Here is a 15,245-nt window from a genome sequence, read left to right as displayed (position 1 = left end):
GCCCCTACGGCCCCAGCGTGAGGCGCGGGCGGGACGGGCGCCGGTGCGGGCGCCGGGGCGCCGTCTTGTGTCACGAGCGGGCAACGGCCCGTGTCCGGTGCAACCGCCGATTGGCCGGCAATCGTTTGTGACTGCGACAGTCACAGCCCATTCCCACGCAGCAGACAGGATCCGTCATGGCAACGCCCAGGAAGTCCGACCGCCACAGACCCGGCACCGTTCTCCGCGCGACCGTGCTGAGCGCCTCCGCCGCCGTGCTGGCACTGACGCTTACGGCATGCGGCGGGGACGGGACCTCCACCGCGTCACCCACCAGCGGGCACACCGCGACGGCGCAGCCGGGCGGCAGTGGCACGGCGACCGGTTCCCCGACTGCCGGGGCCGAGCCCGCCGACGGCCCCACCCCCACGACCGGCTCCGCGAGCGGCGGAGCCTCGGTCTCCGCTGCCCCCACGGCCACCCCCACGGCAGCGGCACCGGCCAAGCCGGCCAAGCCCTCCGCCCCCGGCGCCGCGGACGGCGGCACCGGATGCGACCACAAGATGCCCATCTCCCCCGACGAGGTGGCGGTCTACCGCTACACCACGGAGGGCGGATCCCTGAGTCTCATCGTGAAGCACGGCCAATGGGGCTGCGCTCCCGCGGACTCCGACGGCGCGCCGTTCGAGACCGTGGGCAAGGAGACGTACATCCCGCTGGACCAGGCGGCCTATGTCACCGCCACCAACCCCATCGTGGAGAGCAGCGAGAACCAGCGCATCGGCGTGCAGGAGTTCCTCGACTGGCTCGACGCGCACCCGGACAGCGGGCTGGTCTTCAAGTACCACCTCGGGGCCGACGGGGCGATCGACAGCCTGGAGGAGGAGTTCACGCCCTGACCGCTCACGCGGCGGCCCCTTCGCGGTCGGAGGACGGCCACACGTAGGGCAGATCGTCGGGGACACCGGGGAACAGGTGCGCGTAGGTTTCCCGGTCCTTGCGGACGAGCGCGGACCGGTGGCTGCGGTGGAAGGCCTCGTCACCGAGCCACGGTGGCAGTTCGCCCGCGGCGGCGAGGGCGGACTGGTCGTGGACGGGAGCGCCCGGGCGGTCGGCGGCGTATCCGGCGACCAGTGACGCGGCGCAGCTGTCCTGATGGCCCTGCTCCCGCCACACCCGGCAGATCTCCAGTCCGTACCGGACCAGGGCCTCCTCGTATCCGCTCCACATGCGCACGGCCGGGTGCCTGCGCCACCCGTATCCGGGGACGGTCAGGCCGCGCAGGACCTGGAGCGCCTCGACCCGCTGTTTGCCCAGGCGGCGACGGTCCAGGAGCAGGGCGGAGCGCCGGAAGTCGGAGTCGGGGAGGAAGGTCTGCATGGGGGCCGTCCTGATGTAGGTGCGGGGTGCGGGCTCGTGTCGTCCACCGGCTCAGCGGGCGTGCCGCGTCGCCGCGTGGTCGGCGTCGCCGCCCGCGCCGAGCAGTCCGGTCGGTGTCAGTGAGTTCTCGGCCTCCAGGCGCGGCAGCGTCCGCCGGGACAGCCGCAGCACCAGCGGCGGCAGGACGGCACGCACCGGCTGCACCAGCCGCAGCCACGGCGGCGCGTACACGGCTGTGCGCCGGCGTTCCAGGCCGCGCACGATCCGGGCGGCGACCTCCTCCGCGTCGTACACCCGGCGGGCCGGTAGCGGCATGTGACCGCGGAGTTCGCGCAGCACGACATGGCGGTCGGCGTCGCGCACCATGTCGGTGTCGGTCCAGTTCAGGTAGGCGATGCCGACGGCGACGCCGTGACCGGCCAGCTCGGCGCGCAGCGCGTGCGCGAAGGCTTCCACGCCCGCCTTTGAGGCGCAGTAGGCGCTCATCAGCGGCGCGGCGCCCAGCGAGGCGAGGGAGGCTATCTGGAGGTGGTAGCCGGCCGTGGCCCGCAGGTCGGGCAGGAAGGCCCGTGCGGTCTGGGCACTGCCGGTGAGGTTGACGTCGATGACCCGCCGCCAGTCGGCCGGATCCGTGGCGTCGAACGGGCCTCCCTCGGCGACGCCGGCGTTGGCGATCACGACGGACGGGACGCCGAGACGGTGCCTCACCTCGTGGGCGGCCTGCTCCAGGGCCGGCAGGTCGGTCACGTCCAGCTCGATGGCCAGCGCCCGCGTCGGCAGCCGTGCGGCCTGCTCCGCCAGCAGCTTCCCCTCGTGCCCCAGGAGCGCGACGCGCGCTCCCCGCCGGGCGACTTCGCATGCGAGGGCGGCTCCCAGACCACGTGCGGCACCCGTCACCACGACAGTCCGGTTCGTCAGAGGACTGTTTCGCACGGGCTTCGCCCTTCTCTCTCGTTCCTGTCCCGGCGGCGCGGGTCAGTCCCCGGCGGCCGGGGGACGCGCCGTGTGGTCGGGGTGCCCGGAGGTACTCGTTCATAGGCACTCCCTGGATGCTGTGGCCGGATGCCGTCTGTGCCGTGCTTCCCGTCGTGTCCTGCGCTTCGCCTCGCGGGCTTCGCCTCCCGCCGTCTCCTTCGCTTCCCGTTCCGTGGGGTGACCGGATGCACCGTCGGCCGCGCGCGGTTCAGCGTTCGCGTCCGGTGCGGTCCCGGCGGGCGAGGAGGCGCTGGGCGGCCACGAGACCGGGTGGCCGGTGGGCGCGCAGCGCGGCCCGTGCGGCGTTTGCGCCCGGGGCGCCGTGCACCCCACCACCGGGATGGGCTCCGGCGGAGGCCAGGTAGAGCCCGGCGACGGGGGTCTCCGGACGTCCGGTGCCGGGTACGGGACGGAAGACGAGCTGCTGGTGGAGCGCGGCCGTGCCGCCGTTGATGGCGCCGTCCGCGAGGTTGGCGTCGAGTGCCTGGAGGGTGGGCGGCGCGAGCACGCGCCGGGCGCGGACGAGGGAGCGGAATCCCGGGGCGAAGCGCTCCACCTGCCGTTCCACCCGGTCCGCCATGCGCTCCTGGTCCGCCGGCGTCCAGTCCCGGGTGATCCCGTCCTCGCCGGCGTCCGCCCGGATGTCGCGCGGTACGTGGGTGTACGCCCAGGCGGACTCGGTGCCCGCGGGCGAACGCGAAGGATCCGCCAGGGTCATCTGCCCGAAGAGGGCGAAGGGCCGGTCGGGCACCTGGTGCATGGCGATCTGTGCCGCGAAGCGGGTGAGTTCGTCCATGCCGTCGGCCAGGTGCACGGTTCCGGCCCGGCGGGCCTGCTCGGCCTGCCACGGCACCGGGCCGTCGAGCGCCCAATCCACCTTGAAGGTGGCGAAGTCCCACTGGAAGCGCCGCAGGTCCTCCAGCAGCTGTGCGGGCAGGTACTCGGGTCCCACGAGGTCCCGGTACAGGACGGGCACGGCCACGTCGGCGAGTACGGCTCTGCGTGCGGGCACCGCCTCGCCGGCGCCGGTGCGCACCCCCACGGCGCGGCTGCCCCGGATGGTGATCCGCCGCACCCGTTCCCCGCAGCGGACCTCTCCGCCGCGGCTGTGCAGCCGCCGGGTCAGCGCCTCGGTCAGGGCGCCGGACCCGCCGACCGGCACGGGGAAGCCGTAGGTCTGTCCCAGCATCGACATCAGCCAGCCGAAGCCGCCGCTGCCCGCCGATTCGGGGGCGAGATCGGCGTGCAGGGCGTTGCCGGCGAGGAGCAGCGCGCCGCCCTCGCCGCGGAACTCCTCCTCCCCCATCCGGCGCACCGGCAGGGCGAGCGACCGGGCGACGCGCAGGCCTCCCGCCGCCCGCAGGGTCCACAGCAGCCGCGCGGACGCCTTGACCGGCGGGAAAGGGGTGAAGAGCGCGTTCAGCAGATCCGGGCGCAGGGTCTGCCACAGCTCGAACAGGCGCCGCCAGGCCGCTCCGTCGCCGGGTGCGAACGCCTCGACGGCCGTGGCCGTCGTGTCGATCCGCCGGTCCAGTACGGCGCACCGGCCGTCGCTCAGCGGATGCGCGAGCACGTGCGGCGCGTGGCTCCAGCGCAGCCCGTGGTCCTCCAGGCGGAGCGCGGACAGGATCGGGGACGCCGCGGCCAGCGGGTAGAAGGAGCTGAACAGGTCGTTGACGAAGTCGGGATGGACTCCCCGGTCGTGCCGGACCGCGCCGCCCGGCTCGGGCTGCTCCTCCAGCACCTGGACGCTCCACCCGGCGTCCGCGAGCAGGTTGGCGGCCACCAGGCCGTTGGGCCCCGCCCCGATCACCACGGCGTCAGGCATGGCCGGTCCCCTCGGCGGGCGCCTGCCCTGCGGACGGCTCCCGGCGCCCGGCGCCGTCCTCGCAGCACCGGGCGAGCCGGGCGAGCATGGAGCGGTGGCGCATCTGGATCAGCGCCTCGACACCGGTGTTGTGCAGTGCGCCTCCGGCCCCCTGAAGCGGGTGCTCGTCCACGATGACCAGACAGTGCTGGCCCCACTCCCGCAGTTCGATCGAGAAGCGCGCCGTGCCCAGGAAGCCCGCCATGATCTCCAGTTCCAGGAGGGTTCCTTCCCGGCAGTGCCGGACGACGGTCTGGTTGCCGAGCCGGAACGGGCCCAGCCTGATCTCGTACTCGATGGCCGCGTCCCGCCGCGGCCAGTGGCCGTGCTTCGGCCGGGAGACACCGGTGCCGACCACCCAGTCGGCATAGCGGTGGCCGTCCGCGAGTACGTCCCACACCGCGGCGGGGTCGGCCTTGATCACCCGATGACGGACTGCCATCTGCGCCTCCGGTTCGTGGACCGTGCACGGATGTCACCGGGTGCCCAGGGCGATGGCGCCCCAACCGTCCGGGCTCCTCAGGCGTGTCCCGGCGGGCCTGCGGGCAACCGGAGGACAGGGAACGCCGGTACGAGGCGGGCAGGGCCATGGAGGAGGGCTGCGATGGCGTGGTGGGGCTGGCTGGTGTTACTGGTCGCGGTGATCGGACTGGGCGCCGCGGCGACGCTTTCGGTCCAGGCCAAGCGCCGTGCCGGTACGGTGATCGCGGTGCGCGAAGGCCGCCGGTCCGGCCGGGGAGGTCCGCGGTGATCACCCTGATGCTCGCCTCGGACCTGACGGGGCGGGAGGTCGTGACCCTCGGCGGTGACGCGGTGGCGCGGGTCAAGGACACGGTCTTCGACGCCGCGGCGGGCCGGATCACCGGCTTCACCCTCAGTGGCCGCGGACTGCTCGCGGGTCCGCTGCGGCGGAGTCTGCCCTTCTCGGCGGTGCACGCGCTGGGGCCTGCCGCCGTGATGATTCCGAGTCCGGCCGTCCTCGACGACCGGGAGGTGGTCCTGGGCTCCGGCACCGCGGGGCGCGGCTCCGTGATCGGGGCGCCGGTGATCACGGACCAGGGCACCGGGATCGGCACCGTGCGCGATGTGGTCGTCGAGGCCGGGCCCCGTGGAGACGTCCTCGGCTTCGAGATCGCCGCGAACGACGACCTCGATGCCCGACGGCGCATGGTGTTCATCCCCCGCGGACAGACGCTGGCCGTCTCCGGTGAGGCTTTGGTGGTCCCGGCGCAGGCACGCCACTTCGTCGCCGAGGACCTGCCCAGCTTCGGTGCCCAGGTCGAGGCCTTCCGGACGGGCGTCCGCCGGCTGCAGGCGGACACCCCGGTGACCGGCGGCACCTCCTTGGCCGGCGATCCTTCCGTGAAGGGCAATCCCCCCATGAACGGCGGCGCCCTCGTGAACGGCGGCACCCCGGTGGGCGGTGACACGCCCGTGGGCGGCAGGACCTCCCCGCACGAGGCCGTGCCGGGCGAGAGCGTGCCGGGCAAGACCCCGCCGGGCGGCGAAGGAGGCCACGCATGATGCTCTTCACGCAGACCCGGGGGCTGCCCGTGATCACCGCCGAGGAGGCGGCGACCCTGGGCACGGTGGACGGTCTGACCATCGACGCGCGGACCAGGAGCATCGCCTGCCTGCGCCTGGCGGGAGCGCGGAAGGGGCGCGCGGTGATCGACTGGAGTGCGGTGGAGGCGGTGGGCCACGACGCCGTGATCGTGCGCTCGCGGGTCGCCGCCGAGTCCGGCCCGGGTGACGTGCCGGAGCACCGCGAAGCCGTCGGGAGCCGGGTCCTGACCGAGTACGGCGTCGAGCACGGCACCGTCAAGGACGTCGGTTTCGACCCCGGATCGGGCCGGGTGCTCACCCTGTACACGGCGCTCGGGGACATCGCCGGGGACCATCTCATCGGCCTCGGTTCCTACGCCGTGGTGGTCCGTGGCGAGCGCGGCTGAACCCGGCCGGAAGACGGGGCGGATGCCGTACGCACGGCCGAACCCGGCCGGAGGCCGAGGCGGATGCCGTGCGCGGGGCTGGTCCCCGCCGGAGGCCGAGGCGGATACCGTATGCGCGGCCGAACCCGGCCCGAAGGCGAGGCGGATGCCGTACGCGCGGCCTGAGTTCAAGCGGAGGCCGAGGCGGATGCCGTGCGCGGGGCTGGTGCCGGGTGGGGGACGAGGTGGGTGCCGTGGCCTGCTCGGGTATCGGCCGCGGCACCCACCGCCCGGAGCCCGGGAGGAGAGGAGCGGACTCCGTAGAACGGCGGCTGCCCGGCGAACGTCCCCGTACGCGGAGCCGTCCGGGTGAATCCCGCCCGCGGCGCGGAGCCGGCCCTGTCTCCCGGGGCGGAAGTCAACGCGGGGCCCGGCCGGCCAAGGCCCGCAGCACGGCCCAGCGACCCCGCCGAGGAACCGTCCAGAGCGTCACCCCCCGCAGTCCCCAGCGCTCCAGCAGGGCGTTGGCGGCCAGGAAGCCGGTCGTCGCGGCACGTTCCATCAGCGCCACGGGCAGGTCGGTGCGGACCAGGTCGCCTGCGACCATCAGATTCGGGTCGGGGGTGCGCACGGTCGGCCGGTCGCGGTAGCCGCCCACCGGGAACAGCGGGCAGTCGTCGCGCCATTGGTGGCGGGCGTCCACGACGGCGGCCCCGCGCGTCTCGGGATAGACGCGGTACATCTGTTCGACCAGGCGCTTCTCCTCGACGTCCCGGGCGGCGCCCGCGGGTACGGCGTAGGCGTGCAGCTCGACCACGGACCCGCCGGTCCGCCCCGCCCAGTGGGCGGCCTCGTCCTCAAAGCGCTCCAGCACGCTGATGTTGTCCAGGGTCGCGAAGCCGGCGGTGCCCAGGAAGCCCGGCCGGCCGGGCGCCACGGGCCGGTCCAGCCAGAGCCGGGTCACCAGGAACGGAGGGGCGTTGCGCAGGCGTGCGATCCGCTCGCGCCACGGGGCGTCGCCCAGTCGGCCCGAGCCGGCGACGACACGGCGCAGGCCCGCGGTGTCCAGGGCGAGCACGACGCTGTCGTGGTGCCGCTCGTCCCGGTCGGTGGTGACCCGGTAGCCACCGCCCCGCGCCGGGGTGACGCGTTCCACGGTGCTGGACGTGCGCACTTCGGCACCGTGCCGCCGCAGGTAGTCGGCCAGTGGGTGCCACAGGGCGGTGGGGAAGGGCGCGCGGGGGACGTCGAACAGCAGGCCCTCGGCGGAGCCGAGGAAGTAGATGTGGAACATCAGCGCCATCTCGGCCGCCGAGAGCTGCCGGGGGTCGGCGAAGAAGCTGCGCGAGAACACCTCGAACGCGAGGTGGCGGGCCTTGTCGGGGAAGCGGACGGCGTCCAGGAAGTCGTGGGCGCTGGTGCGGTCGAGCCGGTCGTAGATGCCGGGGACGCGGACGTCGAGGAGCGGCAGTGCCGCGACCGGGTCCATGGCGCGCAGGTCCCGCAGGGTGAAGGAGGGGCTCAGCGCGGCGAAGCCGAGCGCGCTCCACGGCGGGGTGCGCGGGACGTGGCGGAAGCTGTCGCGCATGCCGCTCGCGTGCAGCAGGGGGTAGTCGGGCAGGCCGGTCAGCCGCCGCAGTCCGGGGTCCGTGCGGCGGAGCAGTCCGCGCAGGTTGTAGTACTGGCGGAAGAAGGCGTGGAAGCCGCGGCTCATGGTGACCGGGGTGCCGTCCCGGAGGGTGGTCGGCAGTCCGCCGGCCCGCCCGCCGAGGTCCGCCTGCCGCTCGTACAGCGTCACGCCCACCCCGCGTTCGGCGAGCGCCGTGGCGGCGGCGAGACCGGCGATGCCGCCGCCGACCACGGCGGTGGTGGGGCGGGCACCGTCGACACGTGGTTTCCCGGGCGGCGCCGGGAGCGCCCGGGCCCGCCGGTCCCGGCCGCGCCGGGCGGCCTTCGGGCGCTCGGCTCCGACCATCGCCCGGTCTCCGGCCATCGCACGGACTTCGGGCGGCGCGTGGTCCCCGGTCATCGCACGGTCTTCGGGCGGCGCGTGGTCTCCAGTCATCGCGCGGTCCCCGGGCGTCGCACGGTCCCCGGGCGGCGCGTGGTCTGCGGTCATCGCGCGGTCCCCGGGCATCACACATTCCCGGGGCGGCGCGTGGTCCCCGGTCATCACGCGGTCCCCGGGCGGCGGGCGATGAACGTGTGGGTGATGCCCGTCTGCCAGCCCGGCAGGGCCAGGGTCCGGACGTGCGCGAAGCCGGCCGCGCGGACACGGGCCGCGAAGCGGTCGGCGGTGTCGAAATCCACGACGCTGCGCCACAGATGGCGGTACAGCCGGCCGTCCCCGAGAACGGCTGCCGCCGGCTGTACGAGCCCGCGGCACACCAGCGTCCACACCGCGCGGTCGGCGCGGCGGCCGCCGAGGGTGAACTCGTGCACGCCGAGCCGGCCGCCGGGCACGAGCAGGTCGCGCACGGCCGCGAGGACGCCGTCGGGATCGGAGACGTTGCGCAGCAGATAGGCGGCGAAGACCGCGTCGAACGGCCCGGTCACCCCGGCGTCGGCCAGCCGTTCCGCCGACGCCCGCACGAAGGTCACCTCGCCGGCCCAGGGCTTGGCGGCGGCCCTGCGCAGCATGCCGGCGGAGGCGTCCACGGCCGTGATCCGCGCGGCCGGCAGGACGGAGCACAGCGCGGCCGTCGAGGCGCCGGTGCCGCAGCCGAGGTCCAGCACGCGCAGCCCCGCTCCGGGTCCGGGCAGGCCGAGACGGCGCACCGAGCGCCGAAGATGCGCGTGATAGCCGGGATTGACGGCCACCAGCGCGTCGTAGCCGCGGGCGGCGTGGTCGAACGCGGCGGTGAGTTCCTCGTCGCGCAACAGGGTCATGCAGGTCTCCAGGTGCGGCAGGGTCGGGCGGCGTCAGTCGAAGGGGCGGCGGGGCAGGCCCGGCAGTTCGAGCGCCGAGCGGAGCATCGGGCCGATGGGGGTGCGCAGGCCGACGGCAAGGTCCTCGTGCAGACGGGTGCGCCCGTCCAGGAACCGCAGCAGCCGTGGCATCGGCACCCGGCCGAACAGCCCGCAGAACAGGGCGGGACCGTCGATCCGGCCGCTGGCCAGAGCGCGCAGCAGCACGGCGTCCATGGCCCGGGAGCGGGCGGAGTGGGCGGGGGGCGGCACCGGTTTCTCCCCCCGGCGCAGGGCGGCGGCCACGGCACGGGTCTGGCGTTGCAGGCCGGCGAAGGTGTAGCCGGTGGCGGGGCGGGTGGCACCGCCGGCGGCGCCGATACGGAACACGGAGGCTCCGACCTGCCGCGGCATCGGGGCGTCCGTCATCGGGATGACCCCGGTCTCGGTGGCGAGCACGCGGGGCTCGCCGAGGCGCAGCACGTCGTGAGCATAGTGCCGTACGGCCGCCCGGTATCCGTTGTCGGTGAGGACCCCGGAGGAGAACTCCGTGTACTCGACGAGCGCCTCGCGCGGTCCGATGGGCAGGACGTAACCGAACGACAGCCCGTCGGCGGGCTGTGGGGTGCGGAAGTCCATCAGGTCCACGGTCGTGGGGTCGAAGGCCGGTCGCGCGGTGCGGACGAACCAGCCGTGGAAGTGCTGTAGCAGTGTGGTGCGGGCGGCGGGCAGGCTGCCGAGCGGCCGGGAGTCGAACACCCAGCGGGCGCTCAGCACGTGCGCCTTCCCGTCGGTGTCGCGCAGCCGGACCCGGGCTCCGCCCTCGACGTCCTCCACGGTCTCGACGGTGGCTTCCACCCGCCGCACGTTGGGGCTGTGCGCCAGGTGGTGTCCGACCACGTCCTCGAAGTCGGTGGACCGGATCATCTTGTACCGCAGTGGCGCGAGGTCGCCTTCGATCGGATCGCCTTCGGGCGGCCGTACCCGCAGGTGCTGCCAGCAGGCCGTCAGCGCCGCGTCGAAGCGTCCGGGCCCCGGCTCCCAGAAGCACCAGGTGCGGCGCGGCGGCCGCAGGGGGCCCGGTGGCGCGTCCACCAGGACGACGGACGGCGTCCGCAGCCCCGGAACGTGCCCGGCCAGGCGGTGGGCCAGGGACAGTCCGGCGGCTCCTCCGCCCACGACGGCCACCTCCGTCTCGCACACGACGGCTCCTTCCGTGCTGTGCGGCCACGTGCGTCTTGCGCACCCTGCGCGTATTCCCGCCCGTGGGCCCGGACGGATGCGGGTCACCCGGATGCCTCACAGGTATGTCACGGCCGGCCGAGGACGCGGGAGGCATGGGCAGAGACGGTTCGCCGCGCTCCGGCCCGTGCCGCATTCGCGCCCGGCGCACGCGCCGGAGACGGCCCGCGCTTCGGCCCGTGCCGCATCCGTGCGGGAGGTATGCGCCGAAGACGGGTGGAACCGCTTGGTGGCCACGAGGAGAGGATCCGGGATGCCCCCCACACGGGTGAAGGAACACCATGCGTCCGCGCCGCCGCCCACTGCGCGCACGGTCCCGCCGTCGGGATCGTCCGTCCGGATGGGCCCGGGCGGCGACCAGGTCAGGGAGGTCCTGGACAGGACGGGCGCCCGGGCCTCGGCCGAGGAACGGATCGGCCGGCTGGTGGCGCAGGGGCTGCGCCATCTCGACGATGGCCTCCTCCCGGGGGAGGGGGCCGGAGGGCGGTTGCGCCGGCTGCTCGCCTCCGCGGCGGACGGGTCGGCATCCGGCGACGGTCACCCGGCTCCGGGGCCGGACGCGGCTCCGTCCGGCTCCCCGGTCTCCTCCTGCGCGCGGGAGACCGGCCGGTGAGGCGCGGACTGCCGGGACGCACCGACCACGTCGTGGTCGTCGGGGCCGGCCTCGCCGGGCTGTCGGCCGCCCTGCACCTGCTGGGCGCCGGCCGCCGCGTCACCGTCGTCGAGCGGAACGCGCTGCCCGGCGGCCGGGCCGGACGCCTCGACCTGGGCGGTTACGCGGCCGACACCGGCCCCACCGTGCTGACCATGCCCGACCTCGCAGAGGAGGCCTTCGCGGCGGTCGGCGACAGCCTGTACCGGCGAGTCGAGCTGATCCCCCTGCACCCTGCCTACCGGGCCTTCTTCGCGGACGGCAGCAGGCTCGACGTGCACACCGACGCCGACGCGATGGCGGCGGAGGTGGAGCGCTTCGCCGGTCCCGGTGAGGCGGCCGGCTACCTGCGGCTGCGCGACTGGCTGACGAAGCTCCACCGGGCGCAGATGCGCCGCTTCATCGACGCCAACTTCGACTCCCCGCTGAACCTGCTGAACACCGACCTGGCCCGGCTGGCGGCGCTCGGCGGCTTCGGCCGGCTCGACGCCCGGATCGGGCGCTTCCTCCGGGACGAACGGCTGCGCCGGGTCTTCTCCTTCCAGGCCCTGTACGCCGGCGTGCCGCCCGCGCGCGCCCTGGCCGCGTACGCCGTCATCGCCTACATGGACACCGTCGCCGGTGTGTTCTTCCCCCGCGGCGGCATGCACGCCCTGCCCCGGGCGATGGCGGACGCCGCCGCCGACGCCGGCGCCGACCTGCGCTACGGGCAGACGGTGACCCGTCTGGAACGCGCGGGCGACCGCGTCACCGCCGTCGTCACGGACCAGGACCGCCTCCCCTGCGACGCCGTCGTCCTCACCCCCGACCTGCCCGCCGCCTACCGGCTCCTCGGCCGCCGGCCCCGCCGTCCGCTGCGCCTGCGGCACTCACCGTCCGCCGTCGTGCTGCACGCGGGCACGGACCGCACCTGGCCGCAGCTCGCGCACCACACCCTCTCCTTCGGGGCGGCCTGGCACACCACGTTCGCCGAACTCACGCGCACCGGACGGCTGATGAGCGATCCGTCCCTGCTCATCACCCGGCCCACCACCACCGACTCCTCACTCGCTCCGCCCGGCCGCCACCTGCACTACATCCTCGCGCCCTGCCCCAACACCGACATCGGGCCGGACGCCACCGCGTGGAGCGAGCTGGGCCCCGGCTACCGGCAGTCCCTGCTGCGGGAGCTGGAACGGCGCGGCCTTGACGGCATCGGGGCGGCCGTCGAGGAGGAGTGCCTCGTCACGCCCGCCACCTGGCAGGCCGAGGGCCACGCCGCGGGGACGCCGTTCTCGGCCGCTCACACCTTCGCCCAGACCGGTCCGTTCCGGCCGCGCAACCTGGTGCGGGGCACCGAGAACGCCGTCCTCGCCGGCTGCGGCACCACACCGGGCGTGGGCGTACCGACCGTGCTGCTGTCCGGCAAGCTCGCCGCGGCCCGGATCACCGGCCTGCCGGACCCCCCATCCGCCCGGCCGGCGCCGGCACACATGAAGGAGACCAGCGCATGACGGACCGCGAACTGGACGCGGCGGGGATCGGCGACCCGGCGTTGCGCGCGGCGTACCGCCACTGCCGGAGCCTCAACGCCCGGCACGGCAGGACGTACTTCCTCGCCACCCGGCTGCTCCCGGTCGAGCACCGGCCCGCCGTGCACGCCCTGTACGGTTTCGCCCGCTGGGCCGACGACATCGTCGACTCCCTCGGTCCCGCCGCGGACCCCGGGTGCCGTGCGGCGGCCCTGACCGAACTGGGGCGGAGCCTGGAGGAGGGTCTGCGGGGCGGGCACGGCCGCGAGCCGGTGGTGTACGCGCTCGCCGACACCGCACGGCGCTACGGCATCCGACACGAACTGTTCCGTGACTTCATGTCCGCGATGCGGGCCGACCTCACCGTGACCGGCTACGACACCTACGCCGACCTGCGCGGTTACATGCACGGCTCGGCCGCGGTGATCGGACTCCAGATGCTCCCGGTCCTGGGCACGGTCGTACCTCGCGAGGAGGCGGCACCGTACGCGGCCGCGCTGGGCGTGGCCTTCCAGCTCAGCAACTTCCTGCGGGACGTGGGCGAAGACCTGGACCGCGGGCGCGTCTATCTGCCCGCCGATCTGCTGGCGGGCCACGGAGTCGACCGGGAACTGCTGCGGTGGAGCCGGGACACCGGCCGCGACGAGCCCCGCATCACCGCCGCGCTGCGCGAGTTCGAGGCGCTGACGCGCGGTGTCTACCGGGCGGCCGTGCCCGGCATCGGCATGCTGGACCCGGTGTCGCGGCCCTGCATCCGCACCGCCTGCGTCCTGTACGGCGGCATCCTGGACGCGGTCGCCCAGGACGGCTACGCGGTGCTGCACCGCCGCGCGGTGGTCCCGCGCCGGCGCCGCGCGACGGTCGCCGCCGACGGGCTGGTGCGAGCGGTGGCCGTGCGGCTCCGCGCCGGGCGTCGCTCCCGCCGCTCCGCGGCACCGCCCCGGCCGTCCGGCCCGGCCCACGGCAGGTCGTACGCACCGGCCGAGCGGGAGGTCGTGTGAACGCCGCCCCGCCCGACCGCCCCGACCGACCGAACACCGGCCCGCCCGACCGACCGAACGCCGCCCCTCCCAACACCGCCCCACCCGAGGCGCACACCCCACCAAACACCGCCCCAGCCAAGCGGCATACCCCACCGAACACCGCCCCAGCCGAGGCGCACACCCGACCAAGCACCGTTCCACCGGAGCGGCACGCCCCGCCACACACCGACCCAGCCAAGCGGCACGCCCCACCCGAGCGGCACACCCCACCCACCACCGCCCCACCCGAGCGGCGGCGTCACCGGCTTCCGCTCTCGTTGTGCCCGCGCCCGGTCGCGTGGGAGCGTCAGCGACCGACCTGGCGCGACGCCAGGCCGGCAGTGATCGCCGGGGCGTTGAAGCGGGCCCTGGCCCGCCCGTCCGGCAACTGGTACGTCGTCGGTGCGTCGGACGACCTGCGCGACGACCGCCCGCTGGCCCGGACCGTGCAGGGGCGGGAGGTGGTCGTGTGGCGCGGCGCCGACGGGCGTCCCGTGGGCGGCCCAGGCGTCTGCCCCCACCTCGGCGCACCGCTGCGGGACAGTCCCGTACGCTGCGGCGCCCTGGTGTGCCACTGGCACGGACTCGCCCTGCACGGCACCCCGTACGCGGGCTGGGCTCCCCTGCCGGTGCACGACGACGGCGTCCTGCTGTGGGTACGGCTGGACGAGGTGGGCGGTGAGGCGCCGCTGGACACGCCGGTCGTCCCGCGGCGGCCCGAGCGGTCGCGGGCGCTCACGGCCGTCTACGTCGGCACGGGGGTGTGCGAAGTGGAGGACATCGTGGCCAACCGCCTGGACCCGTGGCATGGTGCGTGGTTCCACCCGTACGCGTTCTTGGACCTCAGGGTGGCCGGATCACCCGAAGGTCTGGAGGTCGGACCACCCGGCCGCTCGGGCGGCGAATCGCCCTGCGCTTCGGGGGGCGGATCGCCCTGCGCTTCAGGGGTCGGGCCGCCCGGCGGCTCGGAAGGCGACGGGTCCGGCCTCTCGGCGCACGGCACGAACAGCCCGGCGGACGGCCCCGGCAACTCGGCAAACGGCACGAACAGCCCGGCGGACGGCCCCGGCAACTCGGCAAACGGCACGAACGCCCCGGCGGATGGCCCCGGCAGCTCGACAGACGGCACGAACAGCCCGGCGGACGGTCCCGGCGGCTCGGAGGGCTGTCCCGGCGGCTCGGCGTACGGCACGGACGACGCCTTCACCGTCGACGTCTCCTTCAAGGTGGCGGGGCGTCTTGTCGTGCCGGTCCGCGCCGTGTTCACCGCCCCCGAACCGCGCACGGTCGTGATGCGCATCGTGGAGGGGGAGGGAGAGGGTTCCGTGGTGGAGACGCACGCCACGCCGCTCGGGCCGGACGAGCTGGGCCGGCCGCGGACCGCGGTGATCGAAGCGGTGATCGCCGCCTCCGACCGGCCGGGCTTCGTCTTCGCCCGCCGGGCCGCACCTCTGCTGCGGCCACTCGCACGGCGTGCCGCGGGGCGCCTGTGGCGGGACGACCTCGCCTACGCCGAACGGCGTTGGCAGCTTCGCTCCACGGGCCGGTTCCCCGGCTGACCAGGCCGCCACCCCGGTCCCGCCACCCCGGCCCCGCCCGACCGGTCGGTACGGCCCCCCGCGCGCCGAGCCCGGCGTCCCGCCCGCCGACGACGTCCCTACGCGGCACTGCCCACCCGGAGCGCACGGCCCAGCCGCCCGGGTGAGCCAGGACCTGGATGCTTCCCGAGTCCGTCGGGCATCGCGCCGCGCGCAACGCAGAACGCGGCACACGCACCCC

The 15,245-nt window shown here is 75.0% G+C and carries 15 protein-coding genes; 8 read left to right on the top strand and 7 right to left on the bottom strand.

Features of this window, described 5'->3' with window-relative positions; genetic code table 11:
- Positions 1 to 176 precede the first annotated feature (176 nt).
- The gene (locus JK361_RS06965) at positions 177 to 878 is read left to right on the top strand and encodes a hypothetical protein (protein WP_201814764.1); all 702 of its coding nucleotides are present in this window, start codon (positions 177 to 179) and stop codon (positions 876 to 878) included.
- A gap of 4 nt (positions 879 to 882) precedes the next feature.
- Here the strand turns inward: JK361_RS06965 and JK361_RS06960 are convergent, their stop codons facing one another.
- The 4 genes from JK361_RS06960 to JK361_RS06945 all read right to left on the bottom strand — a co-directional run bounded on the left by JK361_RS06960 (position 883) and on the right by JK361_RS06945 (position 4,643).
- Positions 883 to 1,359 (bottom strand): MSMEG_6728 family protein, encoded by a 477-nt coding sequence (locus JK361_RS06960; RefSeq protein ID WP_201814763.1) that lies wholly within the window; start codon positions 1,357 to 1,359, stop codon positions 883 to 885.
- A 51-nt stretch (positions 1,360 to 1,410) separates the two neighbouring features.
- Positions 1,411 to 2,292 (bottom strand): SDR family oxidoreductase, encoded by an 882-nt coding sequence (locus JK361_RS06955; protein WP_201814762.1) that lies wholly within the window; start codon positions 2,290 to 2,292, stop codon positions 1,411 to 1,413.
- A gap of 250 nt (positions 2,293 to 2,542) precedes the next feature.
- The gene (locus JK361_RS06950; protein ID WP_201814761.1) at positions 2,543 to 4,162 is read right to left on the bottom strand and encodes a phytoene desaturase family protein; all 1,620 of its coding nucleotides are present in this window, start codon (positions 4,160 to 4,162) and stop codon (positions 2,543 to 2,545) included.
- Positions 4,155 to 4,643: an SRPBCC family protein gene (locus JK361_RS06945; RefSeq protein ID WP_201814760.1), complete on the bottom strand. Its 489-nt coding sequence runs from the start codon at positions 4,641 to 4,643 to the stop codon at positions 4,155 to 4,157. The genes JK361_RS06950 and JK361_RS06945 overlap by 8 nt, the downstream gene beginning before the upstream one ends.
- A gap of 162 nt (positions 4,644 to 4,805) precedes the next feature.
- Here JK361_RS06945 and JK361_RS06940 point away from each other — a divergent pair, with 162 nt between their 5' ends.
- From JK361_RS06940 to JK361_RS06930, 3 genes are read left to right on the top strand one after another with little or no spacing between them, the layout of a single operon-like run.
- Positions 4,806 to 4,952 (top strand): hypothetical protein, encoded by a 147-nt coding sequence (locus JK361_RS06940; protein ID WP_201814759.1) that lies wholly within the window; start codon positions 4,806 to 4,808, stop codon positions 4,950 to 4,952.
- Complete coding sequence (locus tag JK361_RS06935; protein WP_201814758.1) at positions 4,949 to 5,725, top strand: PRC-barrel domain-containing protein; 777 nt, start codon at positions 4,949 to 4,951, stop codon at positions 5,723 to 5,725. Before JK361_RS06940 ends, JK361_RS06935 begins: the two co-directional genes overlap by 4 nt.
- On the top strand, positions 5,722 to 6,153 hold the full coding sequence (locus JK361_RS06930; RefSeq protein WP_201814757.1) for a PRC-barrel domain-containing protein: 432 nt from the start codon (positions 5,722 to 5,724) through the stop codon (positions 6,151 to 6,153). The genes JK361_RS06935 and JK361_RS06930 overlap by 4 nt, the downstream gene beginning before the upstream one ends.
- A gap of 397 nt (positions 6,154 to 6,550) precedes the next feature.
- On the opposite strand, the gene JK361_RS06925 is transcribed toward JK361_RS06930, so the two are convergent.
- The 3 genes from JK361_RS06925 to JK361_RS06915 all read right to left on the bottom strand — a co-directional run bounded on the left by JK361_RS06925 (position 6,551) and on the right by JK361_RS06915 (position 10,242).
- The gene (locus JK361_RS06925) at positions 6,551 to 8,107 is read right to left on the bottom strand and encodes an FAD-dependent oxidoreductase (protein WP_201815015.1); all 1,557 of its coding nucleotides are present in this window, start codon (positions 8,105 to 8,107) and stop codon (positions 6,551 to 6,553) included.
- Positions 8,108 to 8,304: 197 nt separating this feature from the next.
- Positions 8,305 to 9,021 carry a class I SAM-dependent methyltransferase gene (locus JK361_RS06920; protein WP_201814756.1) on the bottom strand — a complete coding sequence of 239 codons (717 nt, stop codon included), beginning with the start codon at positions 9,019 to 9,021 and terminating at the stop codon, positions 8,305 to 8,307.
- Positions 9,022 to 9,054: 33 nt separating this feature from the next.
- Positions 9,055 to 10,242, bottom strand: coding sequence for a lycopene cyclase family protein (locus tag JK361_RS06915; RefSeq protein WP_201814755.1), 1,188 nt, complete (start codon positions 10,240 to 10,242; stop codon positions 9,055 to 9,057).
- 292 nt (positions 10,243 to 10,534) lie between these two features.
- On the opposite strand from JK361_RS06915, the gene JK361_RS41015 reads away from it, so the two are divergent.
- From JK361_RS41015 to JK361_RS41010, 4 genes are all read left to right on the top strand, one after another.
- Positions 10,535 to 10,894, top strand: a complete 360-nt coding sequence (locus tag JK361_RS41015) for a hypothetical protein (protein ID WP_236052695.1) — start codon at positions 10,535 to 10,537, stop codon at positions 10,892 to 10,894.
- A complete protein-coding gene (crtI, locus tag JK361_RS06905; RefSeq protein ID WP_201814754.1) occupies positions 10,891 to 12,426 on the top strand; it encodes a phytoene desaturase family protein in 1,536 nt (511 codons plus the stop codon). Before JK361_RS41015 ends, crtI begins: the two co-directional genes overlap by 4 nt.
- A complete protein-coding gene (locus tag JK361_RS06900; protein WP_201814753.1) occupies positions 12,423 to 13,445 on the top strand; it encodes a phytoene/squalene synthase family protein in 1,023 nt (340 codons plus the stop codon). Before crtI ends, JK361_RS06900 begins: the two co-directional genes overlap by 4 nt.
- A gap of 377 nt (positions 13,446 to 13,822) precedes the next feature.
- Positions 13,823 to 15,025 (top strand): DUF5914 domain-containing protein, encoded by a 1,203-nt coding sequence (locus JK361_RS41010; RefSeq protein WP_236052517.1) that lies wholly within the window; start codon positions 13,823 to 13,825, stop codon positions 15,023 to 15,025.
- The last annotated feature ends 220 nt before the right edge of the window (positions 15,026 to 15,245 follow it).

The organism is Streptomyces musisoli, from assembly GCF_016741855.1.
GTDB classification, from domain to species: Bacteria; Actinomycetota; Actinomycetes; order Streptomycetales; family Streptomycetaceae; genus Streptomyces; species Streptomyces musisoli.
Note: the sequence above shows the minus strand (reverse complement) of the source record. Positions and strands in the feature narration are given on the sequence as shown.

Bases quoted from the DNA above. Each gene is read 5' to 3' on its own strand.
- JK361_RS06965 (WP_201814764.1), top strand. From the start codon at position 177: ATGGCAACGCCCAGGAAGTCCGACCGCCACAGACCCGGCACCGTTCTC.
- JK361_RS06960 (WP_201814763.1), bottom strand. From the start codon at position 1,359: ATGCAGACCTTCCTCCCCGACTCCGACTTCCGGCGCTCCGCCCTGCTC.
- JK361_RS06950 (WP_201814761.1), bottom strand. From the start codon at position 4,162: ATGCCTGACGCCGTGGTGATCGGGGCGGGGCCCAACGGCCTGGTGGCC.
- JK361_RS06945 (WP_201814760.1), bottom strand. From the start codon at position 4,643: ATGGCAGTCCGTCATCGGGTGATCAAGGCCGACCCCGCCGCGGTGTGG.
- JK361_RS06940 (WP_201814759.1), top strand. From the start codon at position 4,806: ATGGCGTGGTGGGGCTGGCTGGTGTTACTGGTCGCGGTGATCGGACTG.
- JK361_RS06930 (WP_201814757.1), top strand. From the start codon at position 5,722: ATGATGCTCTTCACGCAGACCCGGGGGCTGCCCGTGATCACCGCCGAG.
- JK361_RS06925 (WP_201815015.1), bottom strand. From the start codon at position 8,107: ATGGTCGGAGCCGAGCGCCCGAAGGCCGCCCGGCGCGGCCGGGACCGG.
- JK361_RS06920 (WP_201814756.1), bottom strand. From the start codon at position 9,021: ATGACCCTGTTGCGCGACGAGGAACTCACCGCCGCGTTCGACCACGCC.
- JK361_RS41015 (WP_236052695.1), top strand. From the start codon at position 10,535: ATGCCCCCCACACGGGTGAAGGAACACCATGCGTCCGCGCCGCCGCCC.
- JK361_RS06900 (WP_201814753.1), top strand. From the start codon at position 12,423: ATGACGGACCGCGAACTGGACGCGGCGGGGATCGGCGACCCGGCGTTG.